This is a genomic window from Pseudoduganella buxea (assembly GCF_009720835.1).
Lineage (GTDB): Bacteria > Pseudomonadota > Gammaproteobacteria > Burkholderiales > Burkholderiaceae_D > Rugamonas > Rugamonas buxea.
On sequence record NZ_WNKZ01000002.1, the window covers coordinates 99,816 to 124,583 of the forward strand.

A 24,768-nucleotide genomic window follows, 5' to 3' on the forward strand; every position below is an offset into this window, starting at 1 on the left:
TCAGATCCTCCGGATCAGTTTTTCGCCGAACAGCCCTTCGGGCCGCACCAGCAGGAACAGCAGCGCCAGCACATACGGGAACCAGCCCTCGATGCCGCCGCCCACCATCGGGCCGATATACACCTCGGCCAGCTTTTCCGAAGCGCCGATGATCAGGCCGCCGACAATGGCCCCCGGCACCGACGTGAAGCCGCCGAGGATCAGCACGGGCAAGGCCTTCAGTGCAATGAAGGTCAGCGCGAACTGCACGCCGTTGCGGGCGCCCCACAACAGCCCCGCCACCAGCGCCACCACGCCGGCCACGGCCCACAGGATGGCCCAGATGCGCTGCAGCGGAATACCCACGGCCAGCGCGGCCTGGTGGTCGTCCGCCACGGCGCGCAGGGCCCGGCCCACCTTGGTCTTCGAGAACAGCACGGCCAATACCAGCACCAGCACGCCGCAGACGGCGGCTGCCGTCACGTCGAACTGCGAGACGACGATATTGAAGCGGTCCAGCACCGACTGCAGCGGCACGTCCTCGATGGGCAGCACCAGTTGGTGCACCTGCGAATCCCAGATCAGCTGCGCCAGTCCTTCCAGGAAGAAGGCCAGGCCGATGGTGGCCATGAACAGCGTGATCTCGGGCTGGTTGACCAGGGGCCGCAGCACCACCCGCTCGATGGCGAAGCCCAGGATCACCATGGCGACGATGGTGGCGGGAATGGCCAGCCACAGGGGCAGGCCGAACTTGTCCATCAGGCCCACGCAGGTGAGTGCGGCGAAGAACACCATCGCGCCCTGGGCGAAGTTGAACACGCCCGAGGCCTTGTAGATCAGCACAAAACCGATCGCCACCAGCGCGTACATCACGCCCGACAGCAGGCCGCCGATCAGCACTTCGAAGAAGAAGTTAATGTCCACTGTCGCCCCCGAGATAAGCCTTGATCACATCCGGATTGCCGCGCACTTCGTCCGGCGTGCCGTCGCCGATCTTGCAGCCGTAGTCCAGTACGACGACACGGTCGGAGATGTCCATGACGACGCCCATGTCATGCTCGATCAGCACGATGGTCGTGCCGAACTGGTCGTTCACGTCGAGAATGAAGCGGCACATATCCTGTTTTTCCTCCACGTTCATGCCGGCCATCGGCTCGTCCAGCAGCAGGATTTCCGGTTCCGCCGCGAGGGCCCGGCCCAGCTCCACGCGCTTTTGCAGGCCGTAGGGGAGGCGCCCGACGGGCGTCTTGCGGATATGCTGGATTTCCAGGAAGTCGATGATTTCCTCGCACTTGCGGCGGTGGGCGATTTCCTCGCGCCGCGCCGGGCCCCAGTACAGGGCCTGCAGCAGGAAGTTCGACGTCATTTTCAGGTTCCGGCCCGTCATGATGTTGTCCAGCACCGTCATGCCCTTGAACAGGGCGATGTTCTGGAAGGTGCGGGCAATGCCGGACTTGGCCGCGCCATAGCAGTCCATGTTCTTGCGGTGCTGGCCCCGGTAGACGATCTCGCCCTGCTGCGGGCGGTACACGCCGTTGATCACGTTGAGCATCGAGCTCTTGCCGGCGCCGTTCGGGCCGATGATGGCGCGGATTTCGTGCTGGCGAACGTCGAAGGAGATGTCGGTCAGGGCCTTGACGCCGCCGAAGGACAGCGAGATATTGCGCAGGTCCAGGATCACGGGGCCGGTCGCGCGGCCGCCATGGAAGTGCACATCGGGTTCGTTCATCTGCATGGGTTTGGCCTCGGTCATGCGGCGGCGGTGGTCACGACGGGGAAGGTGCGGCAGTCGGCGATGCGCACGTCGGCCGACACGACGCCGCTGCGGCCGTCCTCGAACTTGACCTGGGTAGTGATGAACTGCGACGGCTTGCCGCCGTACAGGGCGTCGATCAGCACGGCGTACTTGTCGGCGATGAACTTGCGGCGCACCTTGCGCGTGCGGGTCAGTTCGTCGTCGTCCGGGTCGAGTTCCTTGTGCAGCACGAGGAAGCGGTGGATCTGCGTGTGGCCCATCAGCGCTTCGCCGGCCAGGTCGGCGTTGACCTTCTCGACGCATTCCTGCATCAGCGCATAGGTCTGTTCGTGCGCGGCCAGGTCGGTGTAGCCCGCATACGCGATGCCGCGCCGCTCGGCCCAGTTGCCCACGGCCTCCAGGTCGATGTTAAGGAAGGCGCACACCATGTCGCGCCCGTCGCCGAAGGCCACCGCCTCCTTGATGAAGGGGAAGAACTTCAGCTTGTTCTCGATGTAGTTGGGCGCGAAGATGGCGCCGTGATTGAGCTTGCCCACATCGGCGGCGCGGTCGATGATGCGCAGGTGGCCGTCCGTGTCGAACACGCCGGCGTCGCCCGTGTGGAAGAAGCCCTGTGCGTCGATCGCCTCGGCCGTGGCGTCGGGGCGCTCGTAATACCCTTCCATCAAGGTGGGCGACTTGACCAGCACCTCGCCGTTCTCGGCCAGGCGCACGTCGACGCCGGGCGCCGGCATGCCGACGCTGTCGAACTTGATCTGGCCGTCCGGCTGCAGGCAGATGTACGCGCACGTTTCGGTCGAGCCGTAGAACTGCTTCAGGTTGACGCCGATGGAGCGGTAGAAGCGGAACAGGTCCGGGCCGATGGCCGCGCCGGCGGTATAGGCCACCTTCACGCGCGAGAATCCCAGCACATTCTTCAGCGGGCCGTACACGAGCACCTGGCCCAGCGCGTAGGCGATACGGTCCCCCAGCGGCACGGGCCGTCCGTCCAGCAGGTCGGCGCCGCAGCGGCGCGCCACGGCCATGAAGCGGTGGAACATGGCGCGCTTGATGGTGCCGGCATCCTCCATCCGGATCATCACCTGCGTCAGCATGTTTTCAAAAATGCGGGGCGGTGCGAAATAATAGGTCGGGCCGATCTCGCGCAAGTCCGTCATCACCGTCTCGCCCGACTCGGGGCAGTTGACGGTGAAGCCGGCCACCAGGGCCTGCGCGAACGAGAACAGGCAGTCGCCCACCCATGCCATCGGCAGGTAGGACAGCACGTTTTCCCGTTCCGTCAGCTTTTCGAAGGCGACGCCGCCGCTGCCGGCCGCCAGCAGGGCCGTATGGGTCTGGCAGACGCCCTTCGGTTTGCCGGTGGTGCCGGAGGTGTACAGGATGACGGCATGGTCGCTGCCCTGGCCGGCTTCGATGGCGGCATCGTAGAAGCCGGGATGGGCGCTGTCCCAGGTGCGGCCCGCTTCCTGCAGCCGCGCAAACGACACCAGGCCCGGCTGGCGGTAGTGGCGCATGCCCCGTTCGTCGTCGAACACGATCTGCGTGATGCCCGGATACAGGGCCTGCAGTTCCAGCAGCTTGTCGACCTGTTCCTGGTCCTCGACGATGGCGAAGTGGATGCCGGCGTTTTCCAGCACATAGGCCATGTCGGCCGCCGGCGCGTCCTGGTACAGGGGCACGGGCACGCCGCCCAGGCACTGGGCCGCCAGCATCGACCAGTACAGGCGTGGCCGGTTGTCGCCGATGATGGCCAGGCGCATGCCCCGTTCGAAGCCCAGCGCGGCCAGGCCGCAGGCGAGGGCGCGCACCTCGTCGTTGACCTGGGCCCAGGTCCAGCTTTGCCAGATGCCCAGGTATTTTTCCCGGTAGGCACTGTGGCCGGGCCGTTCCCGCGCGTGCTCCAGCAAACGGCGCGGAAATGTGGTTGCTTGTGTCTGCATCAGTGTCTCCCTTGCCCAGTCCGGGCTTATATTGGAACCGCTGATTTATTCGTGGAGGGGGGCCTGGCCCTGAGAAAAAGCGCCATACTGCGTTGCAGGTCATCGCCATACCTCGGTATTGACGATGACTTGCGCCTTGTCTGACGCATTTTTCAGGACCATTCCCTCCCGCCAGAATGAAATCAGCGCTTCCTTTAGTTCTGATTCAGTGCGCAATCTGTGTGATGATATTAACTTGCGATATGAAGCAAGGTTGTCTTTTCAAAGACATTTCCCCCGTTTTTTTGTGGTGCGACGCAACAATGGATGTCAAGCAGCCCAGCCTGAAAGAAGCCCTCAACAGTGCCATCTGGGCGCGCATGCTCACGCCCGAACAAATGGCGCGGGTGGAGGCGACCACCTTCGAAGTGTTCGTGCCGAAGGGTGGTTACGTGTGCCGCAAGGGCGAGGTCGTCGACAACTGGGTCGGCATCATTGCCGGCATGGTCAAGATGAACAATTTCTCGCCGTCCGGCAAAAGCGTCACGTTCACGGGCGTGCCGCCCGGCGGCTGGTTCGGCGAAGGTTCGCTGTTGAAGGATGAGCACCGCAAATACGACGCGATGGCCCTGCGCGACAGCCGTATCGCGCGCATGCCGGCCGAGACATTTCTATGGCTGCTGGAAACGAGCCTGCCCTTCACCCGCTTCCTGCTGATGCAGCTGAATGAACGGCTGGGCCAGTTCATCGGCATGGTCGAGAACGAACGGCTGCTGGACCCGGACACGAAGGTGGCGCGCTGCCTGGCCTCGCTGTTCAACTCCCACCTCTACCCCGGCATCGAACGGCTGGTGCAGATTTCGCAGGAAGAAGTGGGCCTGCTGTCGGGCGCCTCGCGTCAGCGCGCCAACCAGGCCCTGCAAGTGCTGGAACGCAAGGGCCTGCTGCGGGTCGACTACGGCGGTATCCGCATCCTCGACCTGGAAGGCTTGCGGCAGTTCGAGGCGTGAGCCGTCGCTGACCCGCTTCCAGCCCTTGCTTTCATCAACGGACTTTCAACCCAAGTGTGTTAGTGCCCTAACAAAGAATCGCCGCCCCCAGGTTTAGTCTAGGACAAACAAGCTTGAATTCTGGGAGTCGTCATGGCAAGGATGAAGAGGCAGGATGGGGACGTGCAGGGGTGGAACCTGCGCTCGCGGCTGGTCACGCGGGAGCCGGTGGTCTCGCCGTCGCTGGCGGCCAAGCTGGCGGTCGGCGCGGCCGTGCTGGGCGCTGCCTACCTGGTGGTGCGCAGCAAGACCCGGCAGGCCGAGGCGGAAAGCCCGCCGGCCGGCCAGTTCGTCGAGGTGGACGGTGTCAGGCTGCACTATGTCGAGCGCGGCGCCGGCCCCGTCGTGGTGCTGCTGCACGGCAATGGCGCCACGTCGCTGGATTTCGAACTATCCGGCCTGATCGACATGCTGGCGCGCGACCACCGCGTGATCGCCTTCGACCGCCCCGGTTTTGGCTACAGCGAGCGCCCCCGCAGCACCGTCTGGACGCCGGCCGAGCAGGCCGCCCTGCTGGGCAAGGCCCTGAAACAGCTCGACGCCGGCCCGGCCTATGTGCTGGGCCATTCCTGGGGCACCCTGGTGGCCCTGGCGATGGCGCTGGATGCGCCGGCCACCGTGCGCGGCCTGATCCTGCTGTCCGGTTACTACTACCCCAGCCCGCGGCTGGACGTGGCGCTGATGTCGGCGCCGGCCGTGCCGCTGCTGGGCGACGTGATGCGCTTTACCGTGTCGCCGCTGCTGGGCCGTCTGATGTGGAAGGGCTTCGTCAAGAAGGTCTTCAGCCCCCGGGCCGAGGCGGTCAGCTTCGCGCGCTGGCCCAAGTGGCTGTCGCTGCGGCCTTCGCAACTGCGCGCGTCCGGCGCCGAGTCGGCCCTGATGATACCGGCCGCCGCCAGCTTGCGGCACCGCTACGCCGATATCAAGCTGCCCGTGACGATCTTCTCCGGCAGCGGCGACAAGCTGGTTGCGCCCGCGCAGAACGCCGAGCGGCTGCACCGCGAACTGCTGCAGAGCCAGTTGCACACAGTTCAAGATGCCGGTCACATGCTCCACTACGTGGCCCAGGACGAAATCGTGCGGGCCGTGCGCGACATGGTGGAAAACCGCCCGCGCATGGACTTCCAGCAGACCACCCACCACGACGGCGACACCCCGCCGCGGGTGCTGCACTGACGCCGCGCCCGGGTGGCCGGCGCGGCGGCACGGGCCTGGCGGTCACGGTATCATAGTGCCTCGACAAGCCGCGAGGCTGAAAGCACCGATACCGATCATGTCCAGACCCGATTCGTCCACCGATTCCCTTGTTCCTGCCCGCCTGGCCGCGCTGCGCCAGGCCATGCGCCACCACGGCGTCGATGCCTGCCTGGTGCCGTCCTCCGACCCGCACCTGTCCGAATACCTGCCGCCCCGCTGGAAGGGGCGCGAGTGGCTGTCCGGCTTCACCGGCTCGGTCGGCACCTTCATCGCCACCCAGGAGGAAGCCGGGGTGTGGACGGATGGGCGCTACTGGACCCAGGCCGAGGACGAACTGGCCGGCAGCGGCATCGCACTGATGAAGATCCCGTCCGGCGCCGGCACGCAGTACATCGACTGGCTGGCGGCCACCCTGCGGCCCGGCCAGGTGGTGGCCGTCGATGGCGCCGTGCTGGGCCTGGCGATTGCACGCCAGCTGCGCCAGGCGCTCGATGCGCGCGGCATCGCGCTGCGCACGGACCTCGGTGTGCTGGACGACGTGTGGACCGACCGGCCCGGCCTGCCCGAAGCGCCCGTGTTCGAGCACCTGCCGCCGTTCGCCACCACGCCCCGCGCCGTCAAGCTGGCGGCCTTGCGTGAAGCGATGGCGCAGCATGGCGCCCAGCGCCACCTGATTTCCACGCTCGACGATATCGCCTGGCTGCTCAACCTGCGCGGCGCCGACGTGTCGTACAACCCGATCTTCGTCGCCCATGCGCTGGTCGCGCCCGAGCGTGCCACCCTGTTCGTGGCCGAGGGCAAGGTGCCGACCGATTTGCAGGCGGTACTGGCGGCCGATGGCGTCGACCTGGCGCCGTATGCGGAAATGCCGAATGCGCTGGCCGCGCTCGACCCGACGATGACCTTGCTGCTCGATCCCCGCCGCGTCACGCACGGCACGCGCCAGGCCGTGCCGCACCACGTGACGGTGATCGAGGCGATCAACCCCACCACCTTCGCCAAGTCGCGCAAGACGGCTGAGGAAGCGGCCCACGTGCGCGCCACGATGGAGCAGGATGGCGCGGCGCTGTGCGAATTCTTCGCGTGGCTGGAGGAGGCGCTGGCGCGCCGCCACGAGAGGCCGCTGGACGAAGTCGATATCGATCGCCACATCACGGCAGCCCGGGCGCGGCGGCCCGGTTTCGTCAGCCCCAGCTTCGGCACCATCGCCGGCTTCCAGGCCAATGGCGCCATCATGCATTACCGCGCCACGCCGGGCGCCTGCGCCACCATCGCCGGCGACGGCCTGCTGCTGATCGATTCGGGCGGCCAGTACCTGGGCGGCACCACCGACATCACCCGCGTGGTGCCGGTGGGCGCCATCACCGTCGAACACCGGCGTGACTTCACCCTCGTGCTGAAGGGGATGATGGCCCTGTCGGCCACGCGCTTCCCCCGCGGCACGCGTGCGCCGCTGCTCGATGCGATTGCCCGCGCGCCCATCTGGGCAGCCGGCATCGACTTCGGCCACGGCACCGGCCACGGCGTCGGCTATTTCCTGAACGTGCACGAAGGGCCCCAGTCGATTTCACCGTCGACGCCGCCCGACGCCCATACGGCGATGGAGCCGGGCATGATCACGTCGATCGAGCCGGGCATCTACCGGCCCGGCAAATGGGGCATCCGCATCGAGAACCTGGTGCTGAACGCGGACGCGGGCGAAGGCGAATTCGGGCCCTTCCTGCGCTTCGAGACCCTGACCCTGTGCCCCATCGACACCCGATGCATCGACCGCCTGCTGCTGCGCGACGATGAACTCGCGTGGCTCAACGACTACCATGCAACCGTGCTGGCACGGCTGCGCCCCCATGTGCAGGGCGCCGCCCTGGCCTGGCTGGAAGAAAGGACCCAACCATTATGAGCGCCCGCTCCACCCGCGCATCGAACGCCGTCGACCGCCTCAAGCTGCGCAGCGGCAATCCCGGCTGGTCGATGTCGATCACCGGCAGCGGCCACTTCTTCCTCACCGAAGGACCGGGCCAGCCGCCCCTGTGCCCGCCGATGGACCTGGACGATTTCGTCGCCTTCGTCAATGCCCAGGGGCCACAGACACCGAAGCGCGTCAGCAAGCTCGATATCGCCTTCGAAAAGCAGCTGACGAAGAAAGCGCCGAAGGCCTGATGTGATGCCCACCGCCGAATTCCTGGGCGCGTACTGGTCGTCGCGCGAGCTGATGACCAATGGCGTCATCCTGCTGAACCTGTTCGGCGCCCTCGTGCTGGGCATGCTGGTCGGCTACGAGCGGGCCTACCACGGCCGCGCCGCCGGCATGCGTACCTATGGCCTGGTGTGCATGGCCTCGGCCGCATTGACGGTGGTGGGCGGCTACCCGGACTTCTGGTTCGGCGGCCACATCGCCAGCTCCGTCGTCGGCACCGATCCCACGCGCGTGATCCAGGGCATCGTCACCGGCATCGGCTTCCTCGGCGCCGGCGTCATCATGCGCGAAGGCTTCAATATCAGTGGCCTGACGACGGCCGCGTCGATCTGGGCCTCGTCCGTCATCGGCATCCTGGTGGGTGTCGGCTTTTATCTTGCCGCGATGGGGCTGGCGCTGCTGTGCGCGATGGTGATGATCTACCTGTCCAAGATCGAGGCGTGGCTGCCGTCGCGCCATGCGATCGCCATCACGATGCGCTTCAAGCCGGGCCGCGAACCGGACGAGGACACCCTGCGCCGCCTGGCACTGGAGCGCGGCTATGAGATCGCCGGCGGCTCGCTGATGATCACCCAGGAAAAGGGCAGCATGGAATGGCGCTTCGTCGCGCTGGCCCTGGGCAAGCGCACCGGCTCGCCGCTGGCCCAGCTGGCCGCCGAGATGGCAAAATTCGAGGGCATCGACAGCTTCCAGCTGACCCACGCCCGCAACTGATTAAAGGACATCCCAATGCTCGTCACGGCACAAGACGTACTCGATTTCTGGTTCCTGCCGATCGGCGTGAAGGGCCACAACGCGCACCGCATGGAATGGTTCCGCAAGGATGACGCGTTCGACCGCGAGATATTCACCCGCTTCGGCGAGACCATCGAGCAGGCCCTGGCCGGCGGCCTGCGCCAGTGGGACGACGAAGGCACGCAAGGCGCGCTGGCCCGCATCCTCGTGCTGGATCAGTTCACCCGCAACGTCTACCGGGACACGCCGAAGGCCTTCGCGGGCGACCCGCTGGCGCTGGAAGCGGCCCTCGCGCTGGACAATTCCGGCGCCAGCCAGACCTTGCCGCCCGTGCAGCGGGCCTTTGCCTACCTGCCTTTCGAGCACGCCGAGAACCTGTCGCTGCAGGAGCGTTCCGTCATCCTGTACGACAAGCTGGCCGCCTCCAGCACGGGCTTCGACAGCATGCTCGATTACGCCCGGCGCCACCACGCCGTGATCCGCAAGTTCGGCCGCTTCCCGCACCGCAATGCCATCCTGGGCCGGCCGTCCACGCCGGAAGAAGAGCAGTACCTGCAGCAGCCGGGGTCCGGCTTCTGATGCCCACCCTGAACATCGTCGGTGCCGGCCATGTGGCGCGCGTGCTGGGCCGGCTGTTCCACGCGCATGCCGCCTTCACGGTGCAGCAGGTGCTGGCCCGCTCGCCCGCATCGGCCGGGTGCGGCGTCGACTTCATCGCCGCCGGCAGCGCGGCCGACTATACGGGCCTGCGCCCGGCCGACTGCTACATGCTGGCCGTCACGGACGACCAGATCGGCCCCGCCTGTGAGGCGCTGGCGGCGGCCGTGCCGCTGGCCGGCGCCGTCGTCTTTCACTGCAGCGGCGCGCTGGCGTCCGACCAGCTACTGGCGGCGCGGGCGGCCGGGGCCCACGTCGCCAGCGTCCACCCGATCCGCAGCTTCGCCGATCCGGAAGCCGTGGCCGCCGCGTTTGCAGGCACCTTCTGCGGCATCGAAGGCGATGCGGCGGCGCTGGCGCTGCTGATGCCGGCGCTGGAAGCCATCGGTGCCCGCCCCGTCGTTATCGATGCGGCGGCCAAGACCGTGTACCACGCTGCCGCCGTCTTCGCCAGCAACTACCTGGTGACGGTGCTCGACGCGGCCCTGCGCGCCTACCAGGCCGCCGGCATTCCCGAACCGGTGGCGCGCGAGCTGGCCCGGCCGCTGGCGCAGGAAAGCTTGTCGAATGTGTTCCGCCTCGGCGCCGCGCCGGCCCTGAGCGGTCCGATTGCCCGGGGCGACCTGGCCACCGTGGCGCGCCAGCAGGCCGCCGTCGCCGCCTGGGACGCGGCGACGGGAGCCTTGTACGAAGCACTGGTGCCGCCGACGCAGGCGCTGGCCGCGCGCAAGCAGGGCGGCTGAACGCCGATTTCCTTATTCGCTACTGGTCCAGGCAACAATCGTCAGGCAATCTTGTCAGGACATCCCGGGTTTACGCCGTAAGCGTTGCGCTACAGCAAAAATGAGACCGTAGTGATCGACAAATTTGGCTGAAGGCAATAAGCTAGGCCTCTCTTACTCCAACACAACACTCATTCATCATCGGCGCGATGCCCCATCGGCGCCGGATAGGGGATCGTAATGCTATTTCTGAAATCCACGACCGTGACGAAGGCGCCCGGTATCTATGAAGTCGATATCGCCGCGAAACCGCCCGGCAAGACCTACGGCGTCTACCTGGCCACCGACCCGGACAATCCGCCGACGGCCGTGCTGGAAGCGCTGGCCGCCGCCGGTTTCCAGCAGACCCACAGCTCGGGCTACACCCACAAGGACCGCGGCAAGGTGCTGGACCTGCATTTCCAGAAGGACGGCACCGACCTGTTCAAGGGCTGGAAAGCGGAAGAGCTGGAAGCCAACATGGCCCAGATCGCCAAGATCTTCGGCGACGTGGGCGTGGCCTACACGCCGCGCGTGATGTCGCTGGCCGAAGCCTACGCATAAGCATGCGCGAGCGGGCAGGCAAAGGGGTGCCGGCAGCGATGCCGGCACCCCTTGTCTTTGGTGCCGGCCCGATCAGCCCAGATCGATGTGGTACAGCGCCCACGGGCACGTACTGAAGCGTTCCGGCAGCGCTCGCGCGGCCATCTCCGCGATCCGGTCCGCATCGTAGACGGCCCACAGCGGGCCGAGCCCACCCAGCGCCATCGGCCGGCCGTCCAGGTGGGTGGCGACGAGATAGCGGCGCGTGCGCGCCTCCAGGCCCGTGATCGCGGCGGCGTAGCCGTCCACGGCGCGCAGGGTGATGCGGTGCTTGTCCGTCAGGGTGGCGCCGGCCGCTTGCAGCACATCCACCAGCAACGGTCCCTTCAAGGCGTGCACCTTGCCGTCATATTCCAGAGTGGGCCGGATCGTCTGCGCCGGCAGCGCCGCCAGCGCGGCGAAATCGAAGGCCCAGGCCTTGTCGAAGGCCAGCTTCTGCTTATGAAACATCTGGTCCGCCACGGGATCGAACCTGCCCCGGTTGGCGCGCGCGATCGCGCCCGTCACGGTCAACAGGGCCGGTCCTTGCGGCGTGGCCTGCCGGGCCGGTGCGGCCAGGGCGGGCAGGGCACCGGCCGTGGCAAGGCCGGCCAGGAAAAAGCGTTTTTCCATCGTCGTCGGAGAAGAATTGCGGGTCCGCTATGATAGCGCGCATGGACCTGTTTTCCGACCCAGCCACCCTGCAAGCCATGCCGATCGACGATGGCGAGCTGGCGTTCCTGCCGCAGCTGCCCCTGGCCATCGCGAACGATGCCGTGCTGCGCCAGTTGCAGGACGAGATCGCGTGGCGCGAGGAAACCATCTTCATCTACGGCAAGGCACAGAAGCAGCCGCGCCTGTCGGCCTGGTATGGCGAGGCCGCCTACACCTATTCCGGCCGCACCTTCCACCCCTTGCCGTGCACGCCGTTGCTGCTGGAAATCAAGCAGGCCGTCGAGACGGTGACGGCACGCCAGTTCAACAGTGTGCTGTTGAACTGCTACCGCAACGAGCGCGACAGCATGGGCTTCCACAGCGACGACGAGCGCGAGCTGGGCGCCGATCCGGCCATTGCCTCCGTGTCCTTCGGCGCCACCCGCACCTTCATCCTGAAGCACAAGCGCCTGCCGAAAACGGTCAAGCTGGACCTGACGGACGGCAGCCTGCTGCTGATGGCCGGTACCTTGCAGCAGCACTGGCGGCACGGCATCAACAAGCAGACCCGCCCCAGCAGCGTGCGCATCAATCTCACCTTCCGCATGATTGTGACGCCGATGGCTAACCGAAAGTAGGCGTTTGTGCAATCCTGTCCGCGCGACGATTTTGCCCATGTGTGGGCCAACTCACGTTCGAAAAGCGTGACGTAACCACCTCATCTTGGGCGGTAACCCGGCATTTCAATAGCGATTACAACTACTAACAATTATTACGTAAATGGACCTTTTATAAATCAAAGTCGATGCTATCTTGGTCGTGTCGCAGTTCCCTGGACGAACCGCGATCCAAGCAACTCAACCATTTGCCGAGAGATCGAACATGAAAAAGACCATCCTTGCCGTAATCGCTACCGTAGGCGCCCTGGGCGCCATGTCCGCCCAGGCCGCCGATGGCGTGCCATATGCCGGCGTCGGCGTCACCGCCACCGAGCACCGCTTCGATATCGACGGACCGAACGTCACTGCCGTCGGCGATCACAAGAAGACGGAATGGGGCGGCAAAGTCTTTGCCGGCTACCAGATCAACCCGATGTTCGCCGTCGAAGGCGGTTACACCAACTTCGGCAAGGGCGAGGCCGACTACAAGCTGGCCGGCGTCAATGGCCGCTTGAAGTCCGAGTCCGAATCGTTCTACCTGGCCGGCAAGGCCAGCTATCCCGTCGCCGAGAAGGTCAATGTGTTCGGCAAGCTGGGCGTGGCCCACAACCGCAACGAAGTGACCGGTTCCGCACTGGGCCTGAGCGCCAAGGACGACTACAGCAAGAACAGCGTCTATGCGGCCCTGGGCACCGAGTACGCCATCAACGAGAAGGTCTCGCTGTCGCTGGAATACGAACACTACGGCAAGAGCGGCAACGACCTGGGCCGTCGCAAGGGTGGCGTCTCGCTGGGCGCCCGCTACAGCTTCTAAACTCAGACCTGCTGCGCTCGGTTTGACGGCGCCGGCTTCGGCCGTGCGCCAATGAAAACGGGACCCGATCGGGTCCCGTTTTTTTTACGTCGTCAGCGGCTTGTAGCGGATACGCTTCGGCTTGGCGCCTTCTTCACCCAGGCGCTTCTTCTTGTCCGCTTCGTACTCCTGGTAGTTACCGTCGAAGAAGGTCACTTGCGAGTTCCCTTCGAAGGCCAGGATGTGCGTGGCGATCCGGTCCAGGAACCAGCGATCGTGGGAAATGACCATGACGGAACCGGCGAATTCCAGCAGCGCGTCTTCCAGCGCGCGCAGGGTTTCCACGTCCAGGTCGTTGGACGGTTCATCGAGCAGCAGCACGTTGCCGCCCTTGAGCAGGGTTTTCGCCAGGTGCAGGCGGCCCCGTTCGCCACCGGACAGGTTACCGACGATCTTCTGCTGGTCGCCGCCCTTGAAGTTGAAGCGGCCCAGGTAGGCGCGCGACGGCATTTCGAAGCGGCCCACGCTGAGCATGTCGGCGCCGCCGGAGACGTCCTCGAACACCGTCTTGCTGTTGCCCAGTTCGTCGCGGCTCTGGTCCACCAGCGACACCTGGGCGGTCTTGCCGATCACAACTTCGCCGCTGTCCGGTTTGTCGATGCCGGCGATCATCTTGAACAAGGTCGACTTACCGGCGCCGTTCGGGCCGATGATGCCGACGATGGCGCCCGGCGGTACGGTGAACGACAGGTTGTCGATCAGCAGGCGGTCGCCGAAAGCCTTCGACACGTTCTTGAATTCGATCACTTCATTGCCCAGGCGCTCGGCGACGGGGATGAAGATCTCCTGCGTTTCGTTGCGCTTCTGGTATTCGTATTCGGACAGTTCGTTGAAGCGGGCCAGGCGGGCCTTCGACTTGGCCTGGCGCGCCTTCGGATTCTGGCGCGACCATTCCAGTTCCTTTTGCAGCGCGCGCTGGCGCGCCGATTCCGTCGCTTCTTCCTGCTTCAGGCGGGCCTGCTTCTGGTCCAGCCAGGAGCTGTAGTTGCCTTTCCATGGAATGCCATGGCCGCGGTCCAGTTCCAGGATCCATTCGGCGGCATTGTCGAGGAAGTAGCGATCGTGGGTGATGCCGACGACGGTGCCGGGGAAGCGCAGCAGGAACTGCTCCAGCCACTCGACGGACTCGGCGTCCAGGTGGTTGGTGGGTTCGTCGAGCAGCAGCATGTCCGGCTTGGACAGCAGCAGCTTGCACAGCGCCACGCGGCGCTTCTCACCGCCGGACAGCACGGCGATCTTGGCATCCCACGGCGGCAGGCGCAGCGCATCGGCGGCCATTTCCAGCTGCAGGTTCAGGTTGCCGCCGTCCGACGACGAAATGATCGCTTCCAGGCGCGCCTGCTCGGCGGCCAGCGCGTCGAAATCGGCATCCTCGTCCGCATAGGCGGCGTACACGGCGTCGAGCTTGGCTTGCGCCTCGAACGCTTCGCCCAGGCCCGATTCCACTTCCTGGCGCACGGTCTTTTCCGGGTCCAGCTGGGGTTCCTGCGGCAGGTAGCCGATGTTCAGGCCCGGCATCGGGCGTGCTTCGCCCTGGATGTCCGTATCGATGCCGGCCATAATCTTCAGCAAGGTCGACTTACCGGAGCCGTTCAGGCCCAGCACGCCAATCTTCGCCCCCGGGAAGAAGGACAGCGAAATATCCTTGAGGATCTGGCGCTTGGGCGGGACGATTTTGCCCACGCGGTTCATGGTATAGACGTAATTTGCCATTTAGAAATAACTCGAATGAGGTGAATGTAAATACAGAAGGTCAACAAGGATACGCCAAACGGGCCTGACTAGCCAGCCGGCGCAGTGGCCGGCGCGGACCGCCGGCTGGTCCAGACGCCCTCGAGCATGTACAGCGCCAGTGCGCTCCAGATGACGATGAAGCCGGCCAGCCGCGCCGTCGTGAAGGTCTCATGGAAGACCGTCAGGCCCAGCAGCATCTGGATGGTGGGCCCGATATATTGCAGCATGCCCAGTACGGACAGGGGAATGCGGCGCGCGCCGGCGGCGAACAGCAGCAAGGGGATGGCCGTGATCGGTCCGGCCGCCACCAGCAGCCAGCGCGTCGTGTCGCTGCCGGTATTGAGGAAGGCATTTTCGCCTTGCAGGGTCAGCCAGACGACATACGCCCCCGCCAGCGGAAACAGCAGCAGGGTCTCGAACGACAGCCCTTCCAGCGCCGCCAGCGCGGCCGTCTTGCGCAGCAGGCCATAGGCACCGAAGCTGCCGGCCAGCAGCAGCGCGATCCACGGCAGCTGGCCGGCCTGCCACGTCAGCCACAGCACGCCCAGCGCCGCCACGCCGACGGCAGCCCATTGGCCCGGGCGCAGGCGCTCTTTCAATACGAGCAGCCCCAGCAGCACGTTGACGAGGGGATTGATGAAGTAGCCCAGGCTGGCGTCGATGACGTGGCCGTTGTTGACGGCCCAGATATAGATGAACCAGTTGGCCGACAGCAGCAGGGCGCTCAGGGTGAACGTTGCCACCACGCGGGGGCGCCGCAGCACGGCCGGCAGCCACTGCCACTGGCGCCGCACCGTCAGCACGCCGCACAGGAACAGCAGCGACCAGACCATCCGGTGCGCCAGGATCTGGGTCGGCGGCACTTCGGCCAGCGCCTTGAAGTACAGGGGAAACAGGCCCCACATCAGGAAGGCCAGCGCGGCGTAGGCGATACCGCGGTTCATGGCAGCTCCAGGTGCAGGATGGGATAAGGGTTACCGAAGGGGTCGAGTGCCGAACGGCCGACCTGTTCGAAGCCCAGGCGCCGGTAAAAGCCGGCAGCCTGGCCGTTCTGCTCGTTGACGTCCACCTTGCGTGCGCCCAAGGTGGCAATGGCGAACTCGGCCAGCGTGCGTCCCGCCCCGGCGCCACGCCGCTCGGGGTGTACGAACAGCATCTCGATGGTGCCGGCGGCCACACCCAGGAATGCATAGGGGGCGCCGTTACTGTCGCGCAGGCAGTACAGTGGCGAGCAGTCCGCCAGCAAATTGCGCACCAGCGGTGCCAGTTGCGCAATCGCTTCTTCGGTCAGGAAATCGTGGGTGGTACGGACCGCGCTTTCCCATACCTCGAACAGGCGGGGCAGGTCGGCAGCCTGGGCAGGACTGATTGGCATCGTGTTCTTTCGTGAATCGTGGAAAATACCACAATGCCGGGGTGCTCGCACGGCAGCGCTCGGTGCTTGCTTTTCCGGAACGCTTAGCCTATTGTGCAACGCGCCAAAACTTACTTTGGGTGCAATTTTGACAGATAAAAAAAGCAGTATCGCCGCGCTGACCCTGGCTGCGGTGGGGATCGTCTACGGTGACATCGGTACCAGTCCCTTGTATACGCTGAAGACCATCTTCGACGCCGAGCATGGCCTGGCGCTGACCCAGGCGAACCTGCTCGGGATTATCTCGCTGATCTTCTGGGGCCTGACGATGATCGTCTCGCTCAAGTATGTGACCCTGGTGCTGCGCGCGGACAACCGGGGCGAGGGTGGCATCATGGCGCTGATGGCGCTGGCCTTGAATTCGGTCAGCAAGAGCTCCGCCTGGCATTTCCCGCTGCTGGTGATCGGCGTGCTGGGCGCCACCATGTTCTATGGCGACAGCGTCGTCACGCCCGCCATTTCCGTGCTGGGTGCGATCGAGGGCCTGGAAGTGGCCGCCCCCGCGCTGGAGCGCTACGTCGTGCCGGCCGCGATCGTCGTGCTGGTCTCGCTGTACGCCGTGCAGCGGCACGGCACCGCCGGCATCGGCCGCTTCTTCGGCCCCATCATGATGGTGTGGTTCGCCGCGCTGGCCGTCATGGGCGTGATCAACATCGCCCAGGAACCGGCCATCCTGCGTGCCCTGAATCCCCTGCACGCGTTCACCTTCATGTACCACAACGGCTTCATCGCCTTCGTCGCGCTGGGCGCCGTGGTGCTGGCCTTCACGGGCGCCGAGGCGCTGTATGCCGACATGGGCCACTTCGGCAAGAAACCGATCCGCATGGCCTGGTTCATGGTCTGCTTCCCGGCGCTGGCGCTGAACTACTTCGGCCAGGGCGCGCTGTTGATCCGCCATCCGGAAGCGGTCGACAATCCCTTCTTCCACCAGCTGGGCAGCTGGAGCGTCTACCCGCTGGTGGTGCTGTCGACGATGGCCGCCGTGATCGCGTCGCAGGCAACCATTTCCGGCACCTTCTCGATGACCAAGCAGGCCATCGCCCTGGGCCTGCTGCCGCGCATGCGCGTGCTGCACACGTCCGAGCATCAGATCGGCCAGATCTACATCCCGGCCGTGAACTGGCTGCAGCTGGTGGTGGTGCTGTGCGCCGTCATCGGCTTCGGTTCCTCCGACAGCCTGGCCGGCGCCTACGGCATCGCCGTCACGGCCACCATGCTGGCCACCACGGTGCTGACCTTCTTCGTGATCCGCTACCGCTGGCACCTGCCGCTGCTGGTGTGCTTCGCCGCCACCGGCTTCTTCATCGCGATGGACATCATGCTGTTCTCGGCCAGCACCCTGAAGCTGTTCCATGGCGGCTGGATGCCGCTGGCCCTTGGCACGGCGCTGTTTACCATCATGCTGACGTGGCGCACCGGCCGCTACCTGGTGTTCCGCAACCTGGAAAAGCACGCCATTCCGCTGGAGGACTTCCTGTCCTCGCTGTTTGTCGCCCCACCCGCGCGCGTGCCCGGCACGGCCGTCTTCCTGCGTGGCGAAAGCGACGGCGTGCCGCACGCGATGCTGCACAACCTTTCGCACAACAAGGTGCTGCATGAGCGCGTCGTGTTCCTGACGGTGCATATCCTGGAAGAGCCCTATGTCACCAGCGACGAGCAGCTGCGCATCACGGACCTGGGCCACAACTGCTATCAGCTCAACATCAACTACGGCTTCAAGGACGAACCGGACATCCCGTCCGTGCTGGCCCTGTGCGCCGACCATGGCCTGACGTTCGAGATGATGGAGACCTCCTTCTTCATCGCCCGCCAGACGGTGATCTCTGCGCCGGGCGGCGGCATGTCGCCATGGCGCGAGCACCTGTTCGTGGCCATGTCGCGCAATGCCCGCGCCGCCGCCGACTACTACCAGATTCCACCCAACCGGGTGATCGAGCTGGGTACCCAGGTGGAGATCTGACGGCGAAATTGTAACGAAAGTGTTGCAAAGCACCCGCTGGGGGTATTGCTCCGTTACACTTCCCCGCTGTTCGCGCCGGCGGGGGCCAGGCGCGGCATGACCCTCCTTCAAAAGTGAGAACTATGAAATCGATCTTCCAGATTGCCGCATCCCTGGCATGCGCCGTGGCGCTGACCGCCTGCGGCGGTGGCGGCAGCGACACGCCAGCCAGCAACCCTGCCGCGCCACAGCCGGTTTTCAGCAAGACCGACACCGTCGTCGGCACCGGCACCGAAGCGACCGCCGGCGACACCGTGACGGTGCATTACACGGGCTACCTGTATTCCGCCACGGCCACGGGCGGCAAGGGCAGCCAGTTCGAAACGAGCGTGGGCAAGACGCCGTTTACCTTCGTGCTGGGCCGCGGCAACGTCATCGCCGGCTGGGAACAGGGCGTCCCCGGCATGAAAGTGGGCGGCAAGCGCACCCTGGTGATGCCCGCCTCGCTGGCCTACGGCGCCACGGCGCAGGGCGCGATTCCCGCCAATTCGGCGCTGGTGTTCGACGTCGAGATGGTGGCGATCAAGCGCTGATCGTTCGCGCAGCATGACGAGGCGGCCGCTGGCCGCCTTTTTTTCGTCTTCTGCCATGGCCTCCAGCGTCCCGACGTGGACAGGCTCCGGGCCTCACGCGGCCCAAGGTAAACGAGTTCGGGGCTTCAAGCCGCCCAAGGTGGACAAGTTCAGGGCCTAGGCGGCCCTGAGTGCATCGACGATGATGCGCCCATCGAGCAGGTTCAGCGTGCGCGAGGCCTGGGCCGCGTGGGCCGGGGAGTGCGTCACCATGACCACTGTCGTGCCTTCGGCGTTGATGGTGCGCAGCAGGCGCATGACGTCGTCGCCGTGGGCCGTGTCCAGGTTCCCTGTCGGTTCGTCGGCCAGCAGGATGGCGGGGCCGGCCACCAGTGCGCGCGCGATCGCCACGCGCTGCTGCTGCCCGCCGGAGAGCTGCGAAGGCCGGTGCTTCGCCCGGTGCGCCACGCCCAGCTTCTCCAGCATCTGCGCCACCTTCGCGCGGCGCTCGCGGGCCGGCATGCCCGTGTATTCGAGCGCCAGTTCCACGTTCTCGAACACGGACAACTCCTCGATCAGGTTGAAGCTCTGGAAGATGAAGCCGACGCGCCCGCGCCGCAGCTCGTTCAGCTTCGCTTCGCCCCATGCGGCCACATTCCGGCCTTCGAACCAGTAGTCGCCGCTGGTGGGCACGTCCAGCAGGCCCAGGAGGCTGAGCAGGGTGGACTTGCCGCAACCGGAGGGTCCCGTGATGGCGACATATTCGCCGGCCTCGATTTCCAGGTCGATGCGGTCGAGCGCCGTGGTCTGCACTTCGCCGGCCACGTGGATCTTGCTGACACCTGAGAGTTTGAGCATTGCCATTCCTTTGAGCGATGGTGGAAGATTACTTGGAAATCTGCAGCCGGGTGGCTTTTCCGAACGGCGCGTAGGCCGAGACGATCACCCGTTCGCCCGCGCGCAGTCCGCCCAGCACCTCGACCTGGGCGTTGTTGCGCCGGCCCGTGCTGATGGCGCGGCGCTCGGCCTGGCGCGCATCCGTCAGCACGAAGGCCCAGGCGCCGCCGCTGTCGTTGACGAAGGCGCCGTTCGGCAGCAGCAGCGCCGGTGCCGGTTCGCCCAGCGTGATGTGGGCATCGACGCTCTGGCCCGGATTCAATGCCGGCGGCTGGCCGGCCGCGAACAGCAGCTCGGCGGTGAAGCGGCCGTCGCGGATCTGCGGGTAGACCGTGCCGACCCGCACCGGATAGCGCCTGCCGTCCAGCTGCACGGCACCGGTCCGGCCCACGGCGATGCGGTTCAGGTAGAACTCGTCGACGGGGGCGAGCAGCTTGAAGCGGGCCGGGTCGTCGATGCGGCCGACGTTCTTGCCCGTCACGATGGATTCGCCCACCTGCAGGCGAAAGTCCGTCAGCCGCCCCGCCACGGGGGCGCGCACGGCCAGCGCGTCGACGGTCGCCTGCACCAGTCGCAGGCCGTCGCGCAGGCCGTCGATGGCCTGTTCCAGCTGGCCCAGCGCATTGCCGCGCACCTTGTCCTCGGCCGCGTTGCTGGCCTGTTCCAGCGCCAGCGCGCGCCGCGCCTTGTCATGCCGGTCGCGCGTTTCCTCCAGGCTGACGCTGGAGATATAGCCCTGCGCCGCCAGCCGTTCGCCGCGCGTCAGCGCCTTGGCGGCCTGCTCCAGCTCGAAGGCCAGGTCGTCCAGCCGGCGCTGGCGCTGGCTGCGGTCGTTCTGCTCGGCCACGCGCAGGGTCGACAGGTTCGAGATCTGCTGCGCGTGCTCCGACTGGCGCGCCAGCAGTTCGAGGTTGCGCTGCGGGTTCGAGATGCGAAACAGCAGCTGGCCCTGCGTCACCAGTTCGCCGTCGCGCGCGAACACTTCCTCGACCCGGCCCGATTCGACCGAGTCCAGGATCACCGCATGCAGCGGCGCGGCGCTGGCGCGCACGGCGATATCGTCGCGGAAGATGCCCCGTTCGACGGTGGCGATGCGCAGGTCGGCGCCGGCCACCTGCAGCCCGCGCGGCAGCAGCCACCACCACCACGCCAGGGCTGCCGCCAGCGCGACGAGGATCGCGATGGCGGCCAGCGCAAGCGGGTGGCGGCGGCGCGGCACGATGGTGTCCATGGCCGCACCGGTGGCGGGGCGCAGGGGAGGCGGGTGGTTCATGCGGCGTCCGGTAACAGTGGTTCTCCCATACAGCAAGGCATGTGCCAGGCGTGCGGAAGGGCTGGAACGGGTGTCTCGTGCGGGCTTTGTCCACATGTGGACAGCGTGGGCTGTCCGCTTCCGGACAGTGCGCAAAAAGCCTTCGTCGCCGGGCCAGGGCTGCTGCTAGAATCGCCGCACCATGGCCGACTCCACCGCCCGTATCCTGATCCTCGACGACGATGCCGACGTGGCCTGCGCCGCGCGCATGCTGCTGCGCCGGCGCCATGCCGACGTGCTGGTGCTGGACGATCCGGCCGGCCTGCCGGCATTGCTGGCGCGCGCCATGCCCGACGTCGTGCTGCTGGACCTGAACTTCACGCCGGGCCGCACCGACGGTGCCGAAGGCCTGGCCGCCCTCGACCTGCTGCGCCGCCAGCCCAGCGCGCCGGCCGTCATCGCCCTGACGGCGTATGCCGACGTGCCGCTGGCCGTGGAGGCCCTGAAGCGCGGCGCCGGTGACTTCCTCACCAAGCCGTGGGACAACGCGCGCCTCGTCGCCGCCGTCGACAGCGCACTGGCACGCCGCACGGCCACGCCCGCGCAGGCGGCCACGTCGGCGCTGATGGGCGAGTCGGCGCCGATGCGGGCGGTGCGGGCCATGATCGCCGGCGTCGCGCCCACGCAGGCCAATGTGCTCGTGCTGGGCGAGAACGGCGTGGGCAAGGAACTGGTGGCGCGGGCCATCCACGACGCGTCGCACCGCGCCGGCCAGACCTTCCTGCCCGTGGACATGGGCGCGCTGCCCGAATCCACCTTCGAGAGCGAATTGTTCGGCCACCGCAAGGGCTCCTTCACGGACGCCAGGGCGGACCGCCCGGGGCGCTTCCAGGCGGCACGGGGCGGCACGCTGTTCCTCGACGAGATCGGCAATATGCCGCTGGCCGGCCAGGCCAAGCTGCTGACGGCGCTGGAGCGGCGCGAAGTCACCCCCCTGGGCGCCGACCGGGCCGAAAGCGTGGACGTACGCATCGTCAGCGCCACCAACCTCGATGAGGCGCGCCTGTTCGATCCGGCCGTGTTCCGGCCCGACCTGCTGTTCCGCTTGAACACCATCGTCATCCGCGTGCCGCCGCTGCGCGAACGCCCGGCCGATATTTCCGCGCTGCTGCGTCATTACCTGGATGTGTACGAGGCCCAGTACGGGCGGCCGGCGCGCGCCTTGTCCGCCGCCGCGCAGGCGGCGCTGCAGGCGCACCCGTGGCCCGGCAATGTGCGGGCGCTGCGGCATGCCTGCGAGCGGGCCGTGATCCTGGGCGCCGGGGAGCAGTACGACGTCGACGATTTCAGCGTGGGGCAGGTGACGGCGGCAGTGGTACCGTTGCCGGTACCGGTCGCAGGCACCGTCAACGCCACGGCAACCCTGAGCACCCTGGAGCGCGATGCCATCGCCGCCGCGCTGGCCCAGGCCCAGGGCAATATCAGCCACGCCGCCCGGGCACTGGGCGTGAGCCGCGCGGCCCTGTACCGCAAGCTGGACAAGCATGGCATCTGAGCGCTGGCCGAAGGCCGGCGTCGGTTCTGCCGTTGCGGTGTTGATGGCGTTGGCGGCATGCGCTGCGCGGGTAGGCGACTCGCCGCGCCTCCTGGTGCTGTGCGGGATCGGCATGCTGCTGGCAGGCCTGCTGCTGTGGCACTGCCTGGCGCGCCTCACGCTGCGGCGCCCGCTGCCGGAAGCGGCCGCACCGCCCCGTCACGGCGATGCGCAGGCGGCGGCGAGTGCCCTGCTGGCGCTGGAGGCTCGGCTGGAGCATGCGCCGATTGCCCTGTTCACCGTGGCGCAGCCGGGCGATCCCGCTGCCGTCGCACCCTTGAACGGCAATGCACGCCGGCTGCTGGCGCCGGGCCGCGCCGTCGAACCGGAGCGCCTGTGCGCGCTGCTGGCGGCGCAGCCGGCCGACCAGCGCTCGCTGATCGGCTTCGATACCGAGCGGGGAACGGAGCGCGCGCTGGTGGCCGTGTCCGCGCTGACCGTGCAGGGCGAGAGCCAGCACCTGGTAGCCCTGCTGCCGGTGGAGAGCCAGCTGGAAGCGGAAGCGCTGAACGCATGGCGCCAGCTGGTGCACGTGCTCACGCACGAGATCATGAATTCGCTGACGCCGGTGGCATCGCTGTCGCGCACGGCTCGCGACCTGCTGGGCGAGCCGCCTGCCGTCGCCGCCGGTGACGACGCCGTGGCCGATATCGCCACGGCCCTTGACGCCATCGCGCGTCGCTCGGCCAGCCTGATCGACTTCGTGGCCAGCTACCGCAGCCTGTCGACCGTGCCGCCGGCCCGGCCGGAACGGGTGGCCCTGGCCGATCTGTTCGGCCGGCTGGCGGCGCTGGTGGGGCCGGCGTGGCAGGCACGGGGCGGCAAGGCGGATTTCTTTGTCGAACCGGCCACCCTGGCGCTGCTGGCCGATCCCGGCCAGCTGGAACAGGCGCTGCTCAATTTGCTGAAGAACGCGGCGGAAGCCACGGCGGACGTGGCCGCGCCGCAGGCGCAGGTGCACGCGAGGCTGGGGCGGGGCGGGCGGCTGCGCATCGAAGTGTCCGACAACGGCCCCGGCGTGCCGGACGACATGGCACCGCACATCTTCACGCCGTTCTTCTCGACGAAGAAACAGGGCCGCGGCATCGGCCTGGCCATGGTGCGCCAGCTGGTGCACGGCAACGGCGGCACCGTGCGGCACGCCCGCGCCGTCACGCGCGGCGCCCGCTTCATCGTCAGCTTCTAAAACCGGGGACAGTCCCCTGTTTTGAGGAAACTTGCCCGAGAACAGGGGACTGTCCCCGGTTTCTTCCGGGTTTATTGCTCAAAAAATGGGGTCTGTCCCCATTTTTAAGGCAACGTCAGCGGAGCATGTCGATGTGGAGGATGCCGTCTTCGTCGTAGGGATCGGTGACGGTGACGAAGCCGAAGCTTTGATAGAACTTTTCCAGGCGCTGCTGGGCGCCGATGCGGATGCGGTGGCCGGGGTGTTGGCTTTCGGCGCGGCGGATGCCTTCGGCCACCAGTTCGCGGCCGATGCCGGTGCCGCGCGAGGCGGCCGGGGTCAGGATGCGGCCCAAGGACATTTCGTCGTACTTGGCGCCGGGCGCCAGGCAGCGCAGGTAGGCGGCCAGGGTGCGTTCGCCGCCCGTCGTGCGCCAGGCCATCAGGTGCCAGGCGTCCAAATCGTAGCCGTCCAGGTCCGGGTAGAGACAGGTCTGCTCCAGCACGAATACCGCCTGGCGCTGGCGCAGGACCTCATATAGATCGCTGCCGGAAATGCTGCTGAAATGCTGCCACTGCCATTCGATCATGTACGCCTCACGTAAAAGCGCCATTGTAAGGCAGTGGCCCGCAGTGGTCCCGGTGCTTAGACGACGGTCAGGGTGACGTCGATATTGCCGCGGGTGGCGTTCGAGTACGGGCAGACGATGTGGGCAGCCTGCACCAGTTTCTCGGCCGTTTCACGGTCCAGGCCCGGCAGCGAGATCTTCAGTTCCACTTCGATGCCGAAGCCCGTTTCGATGGGGCCGATGCCGACGGTGGCGTCGATCGACGTGTCCGCCGGAACGGCGATCTTGTCGCGGCCGCCCACGAACTTCATCGCGCCGATAAAGCAGGCCGAGTAGCCGGCAGCGAACAGCTGTTCAGGATTGGTGCCTTCGGCGCCATTGCCGCCCAGTTCCTTCGGGGTCGTCAGTTTCACGTCCAGCACGCCGTCGCCGGACACGGCACGGCCTTCGCGGCCACCGGTGGATTTGGCATTGGCACGGTACAGAACTTGTTGGATCGACATGGTAAATCCTTTCTAATGGTTAACTTTCGATTTAATCGTGCACTACGTTTGCTGCTTCTGGCGTGCTGTCTGCGCCGCCGATGAACACACTATACATAGCACGCGATTCAATTGCAAGCGATTTTATTCAAC

Annotated in this window: 25 protein-coding genes; 14 read left to right on the plus strand and 11 right to left on the minus strand. The window is 66.5% G+C overall.

Going from position 1 to position 24,768, the window contains the following annotated elements; genetic code table 11:
* Genes GM672_RS01420 through GM672_RS01430 form a run of 3 tightly spaced genes read right to left on the minus strand, consistent with a single transcriptional unit; the run spans position 1 to position 3,675 of the window.
* A complete protein-coding gene (locus GM672_RS01420) occupies positions 1 to 897 on the minus strand; it encodes a branched-chain amino acid ABC transporter permease (RefSeq protein WP_170299890.1) in 897 nt (298 codons plus the stop codon).
* Complete coding sequence (locus GM672_RS01425; protein WP_155468746.1) at positions 893 to 1,714, minus strand: ABC transporter ATP-binding protein; 822 nt, start codon at positions 1,712 to 1,714, stop codon at positions 893 to 895. Before GM672_RS01425 ends, GM672_RS01420 begins: the two co-directional genes overlap by 5 nt.
* A 14-nt stretch (positions 1,715 to 1,728) precedes the next feature.
* Positions 1,729 to 3,675, minus strand: a complete 1,947-nt coding sequence (locus tag GM672_RS01430; RefSeq protein WP_155468747.1) for an AMP-binding protein — start codon at positions 3,673 to 3,675, stop codon at positions 1,729 to 1,731.
* 302 nt (positions 3,676 to 3,977) lie between these two features.
* On the opposite strand from GM672_RS01430, the gene GM672_RS01435 reads away from it, so the two are divergent.
* From GM672_RS01435 to GM672_RS01470, 8 genes are all read left to right on the plus strand, one after another.
* Complete coding sequence (locus tag GM672_RS01435; RefSeq protein ID WP_155468748.1) at positions 3,978 to 4,664, plus strand: Crp/Fnr family transcriptional regulator; 687 nt, start codon at positions 3,978 to 3,980, stop codon at positions 4,662 to 4,664.
* Positions 4,665 to 4,796: 132 nt separating this feature from the next.
* A complete protein-coding gene (locus GM672_RS01440) occupies positions 4,797 to 5,879 on the plus strand; it encodes an alpha/beta fold hydrolase (RefSeq protein WP_229417500.1) in 1,083 nt (360 codons plus the stop codon).
* 97 nt (positions 5,880 to 5,976) lie between these two features.
* Positions 5,977 to 7,800 carry an aminopeptidase P family protein gene (locus GM672_RS01445; protein WP_155468749.1) on the plus strand — a complete coding sequence of 608 codons (1,824 nt, stop codon included), beginning with the start codon at positions 5,977 to 5,979 and terminating at the stop codon, positions 7,798 to 7,800.
* Positions 7,797 to 8,060 carry a hypothetical protein gene (locus GM672_RS01450; protein WP_155468750.1) on the plus strand — a complete coding sequence of 88 codons (264 nt, stop codon included), beginning with the start codon at positions 7,797 to 7,799 and terminating at the stop codon, positions 8,058 to 8,060. Before GM672_RS01445 ends, GM672_RS01450 begins: the two co-directional genes overlap by 4 nt.
* Before the next feature lie 4 nt (positions 8,061 to 8,064).
* Complete coding sequence (locus GM672_RS01455) at positions 8,065 to 8,811, plus strand: MgtC/SapB family protein (RefSeq protein WP_155468751.1); 747 nt, start codon at positions 8,065 to 8,067, stop codon at positions 8,809 to 8,811.
* Positions 8,812 to 8,826: 15 nt separating this feature from the next.
* On the plus strand, positions 8,827 to 9,411 hold the full coding sequence (locus GM672_RS01460; RefSeq protein WP_155468752.1) for a DUF924 family protein: 585 nt from the start codon (positions 8,827 to 8,829) through the stop codon (positions 9,409 to 9,411).
* Entirely contained in the window at positions 9,411 to 10,232 is an 822-nt protein-coding gene (locus GM672_RS01465; protein ID WP_155468753.1) for a Rossmann-like and DUF2520 domain-containing protein, read from the plus strand. Before GM672_RS01460 ends, GM672_RS01465 begins: the two co-directional genes overlap by 1 nt.
* A 219-nt stretch (positions 10,233 to 10,451) precedes the next feature.
* On the plus strand, positions 10,452 to 10,814 hold the full coding sequence (locus tag GM672_RS01470) for a hypothetical protein (protein WP_155468754.1): 363 nt from the start codon (positions 10,452 to 10,454) through the stop codon (positions 10,812 to 10,814).
* 72 nt (positions 10,815 to 10,886) lie between these two features.
* Here the strand turns inward: GM672_RS01470 and GM672_RS01475 are convergent, their stop codons facing one another.
* The gene (locus GM672_RS01475; protein ID WP_155468755.1) at positions 10,887 to 11,465 is read right to left on the minus strand and encodes a molybdopterin-dependent oxidoreductase; all 579 of its coding nucleotides are present in this window, start codon (positions 11,463 to 11,465) and stop codon (positions 10,887 to 10,889) included.
* A 41-nt stretch (positions 11,466 to 11,506) separates the two neighbouring features.
* On the opposite strand from GM672_RS01475, the gene GM672_RS01480 reads away from it, so the two are divergent.
* Complete coding sequence (locus tag GM672_RS01480) at positions 11,507 to 12,124, plus strand: alpha-ketoglutarate-dependent dioxygenase AlkB family protein (protein ID WP_155468756.1); 618 nt, start codon at positions 11,507 to 11,509, stop codon at positions 12,122 to 12,124.
* Positions 12,125 to 12,368: 244 nt separating this feature from the next.
* Complete coding sequence (locus tag GM672_RS01485) at positions 12,369 to 12,959, plus strand: outer membrane beta-barrel protein (RefSeq protein ID WP_155468757.1); 591 nt, start codon at positions 12,369 to 12,371, stop codon at positions 12,957 to 12,959.
* An 84-nt stretch (positions 12,960 to 13,043) separates the two neighbouring features.
* Here the strand turns inward: GM672_RS01485 and ettA are convergent, their stop codons facing one another.
* From ettA to GM672_RS01500, 3 genes are all read right to left on the minus strand, one after another.
* Entirely contained in the window at positions 13,044 to 14,711 is a 1,668-nt protein-coding gene (gene ettA, locus GM672_RS01490; RefSeq protein ID WP_155468758.1) for an energy-dependent translational throttle protein EttA, read from the minus strand.
* A 68-nt stretch (positions 14,712 to 14,779) separates the two neighbouring features.
* Positions 14,780 to 15,676 carry an EamA family transporter RarD gene (gene rarD / locus GM672_RS01495; RefSeq protein ID WP_155468759.1) on the minus strand — a complete coding sequence of 299 codons (897 nt, stop codon included), beginning with the start codon at positions 15,674 to 15,676 and terminating at the stop codon, positions 14,780 to 14,782.
* Entirely contained in the window at positions 15,673 to 16,107 is a 435-nt protein-coding gene (locus tag GM672_RS01500; RefSeq protein WP_155468760.1) for a GNAT family N-acetyltransferase, read from the minus strand. The genes rarD and GM672_RS01500 overlap by 4 nt, the downstream gene beginning before the upstream one ends.
* A 124-nt stretch (positions 16,108 to 16,231) precedes the next feature.
* Here GM672_RS01500 and GM672_RS01505 point away from each other — a divergent pair, with 124 nt between their 5' ends.
* A complete protein-coding gene (locus GM672_RS01505) occupies positions 16,232 to 18,106 on the plus strand; it encodes a potassium transporter Kup (RefSeq protein ID WP_443094173.1) in 1,875 nt (624 codons plus the stop codon).
* Between the two features lie 122 nt (positions 18,107 to 18,228).
* Positions 18,229 to 18,678: an FKBP-type peptidyl-prolyl cis-trans isomerase gene (locus GM672_RS01510; RefSeq protein WP_155468762.1), complete on the plus strand. Its 450-nt coding sequence runs from the start codon at positions 18,229 to 18,231 to the stop codon at positions 18,676 to 18,678.
* Between the two features lie 156 nt (positions 18,679 to 18,834).
* On the opposite strand, the gene GM672_RS01515 is transcribed toward GM672_RS01510, so the two are convergent.
* Both GM672_RS01515 and GM672_RS01520 read right to left on the minus strand, forming a co-directional pair.
* Positions 18,835 to 19,515 carry an ABC transporter ATP-binding protein gene (locus tag GM672_RS01515; protein WP_155468763.1) on the minus strand — a complete coding sequence of 227 codons (681 nt, stop codon included), beginning with the start codon at positions 19,513 to 19,515 and terminating at the stop codon, positions 18,835 to 18,837.
* 28 nt (positions 19,516 to 19,543) lie between these two features.
* The gene (locus GM672_RS01520) at positions 19,544 to 20,827 is read right to left on the minus strand and encodes an efflux RND transporter periplasmic adaptor subunit (RefSeq protein ID WP_229417501.1); all 1,284 of its coding nucleotides are present in this window, start codon (positions 20,825 to 20,827) and stop codon (positions 19,544 to 19,546) included.
* A gap of 181 nt (positions 20,828 to 21,008) precedes the next feature.
* Between GM672_RS01520 and GM672_RS01525 the strand changes: the two genes are divergently transcribed.
* Both GM672_RS01525 and GM672_RS01530 read left to right on the plus strand, forming a co-directional pair.
* The gene (locus GM672_RS01525; RefSeq protein WP_155468764.1) at positions 21,009 to 22,361 is read left to right on the plus strand and encodes a sigma-54-dependent transcriptional regulator; all 1,353 of its coding nucleotides are present in this window, start codon (positions 21,009 to 21,011) and stop codon (positions 22,359 to 22,361) included.
* On the plus strand, positions 22,351 to 23,586 hold the full coding sequence (locus tag GM672_RS01530; RefSeq protein ID WP_155468765.1) for a sensor histidine kinase: 1,236 nt from the start codon (positions 22,351 to 22,353) through the stop codon (positions 23,584 to 23,586). The genes GM672_RS01525 and GM672_RS01530 overlap by 11 nt, the downstream gene beginning before the upstream one ends.
* A gap of 115 nt (positions 23,587 to 23,701) precedes the next feature.
* Here the strand turns inward: GM672_RS01530 and GM672_RS01535 are convergent, their stop codons facing one another.
* Both GM672_RS01535 and GM672_RS01540 read right to left on the minus strand, forming a co-directional pair.
* Positions 23,702 to 24,154, minus strand: coding sequence for a GNAT family N-acetyltransferase (locus tag GM672_RS01535; RefSeq protein ID WP_155468766.1), 453 nt, complete (start codon positions 24,152 to 24,154; stop codon positions 23,702 to 23,704).
* Positions 24,155 to 24,210: 56 nt separating this feature from the next.
* Positions 24,211 to 24,636, minus strand: a complete 426-nt coding sequence (locus GM672_RS01540; protein WP_155468767.1) for an organic hydroperoxide resistance protein — start codon at positions 24,634 to 24,636, stop codon at positions 24,211 to 24,213.
* Between the last annotated feature and the right edge of the window lie 132 nt (positions 24,637 to 24,768).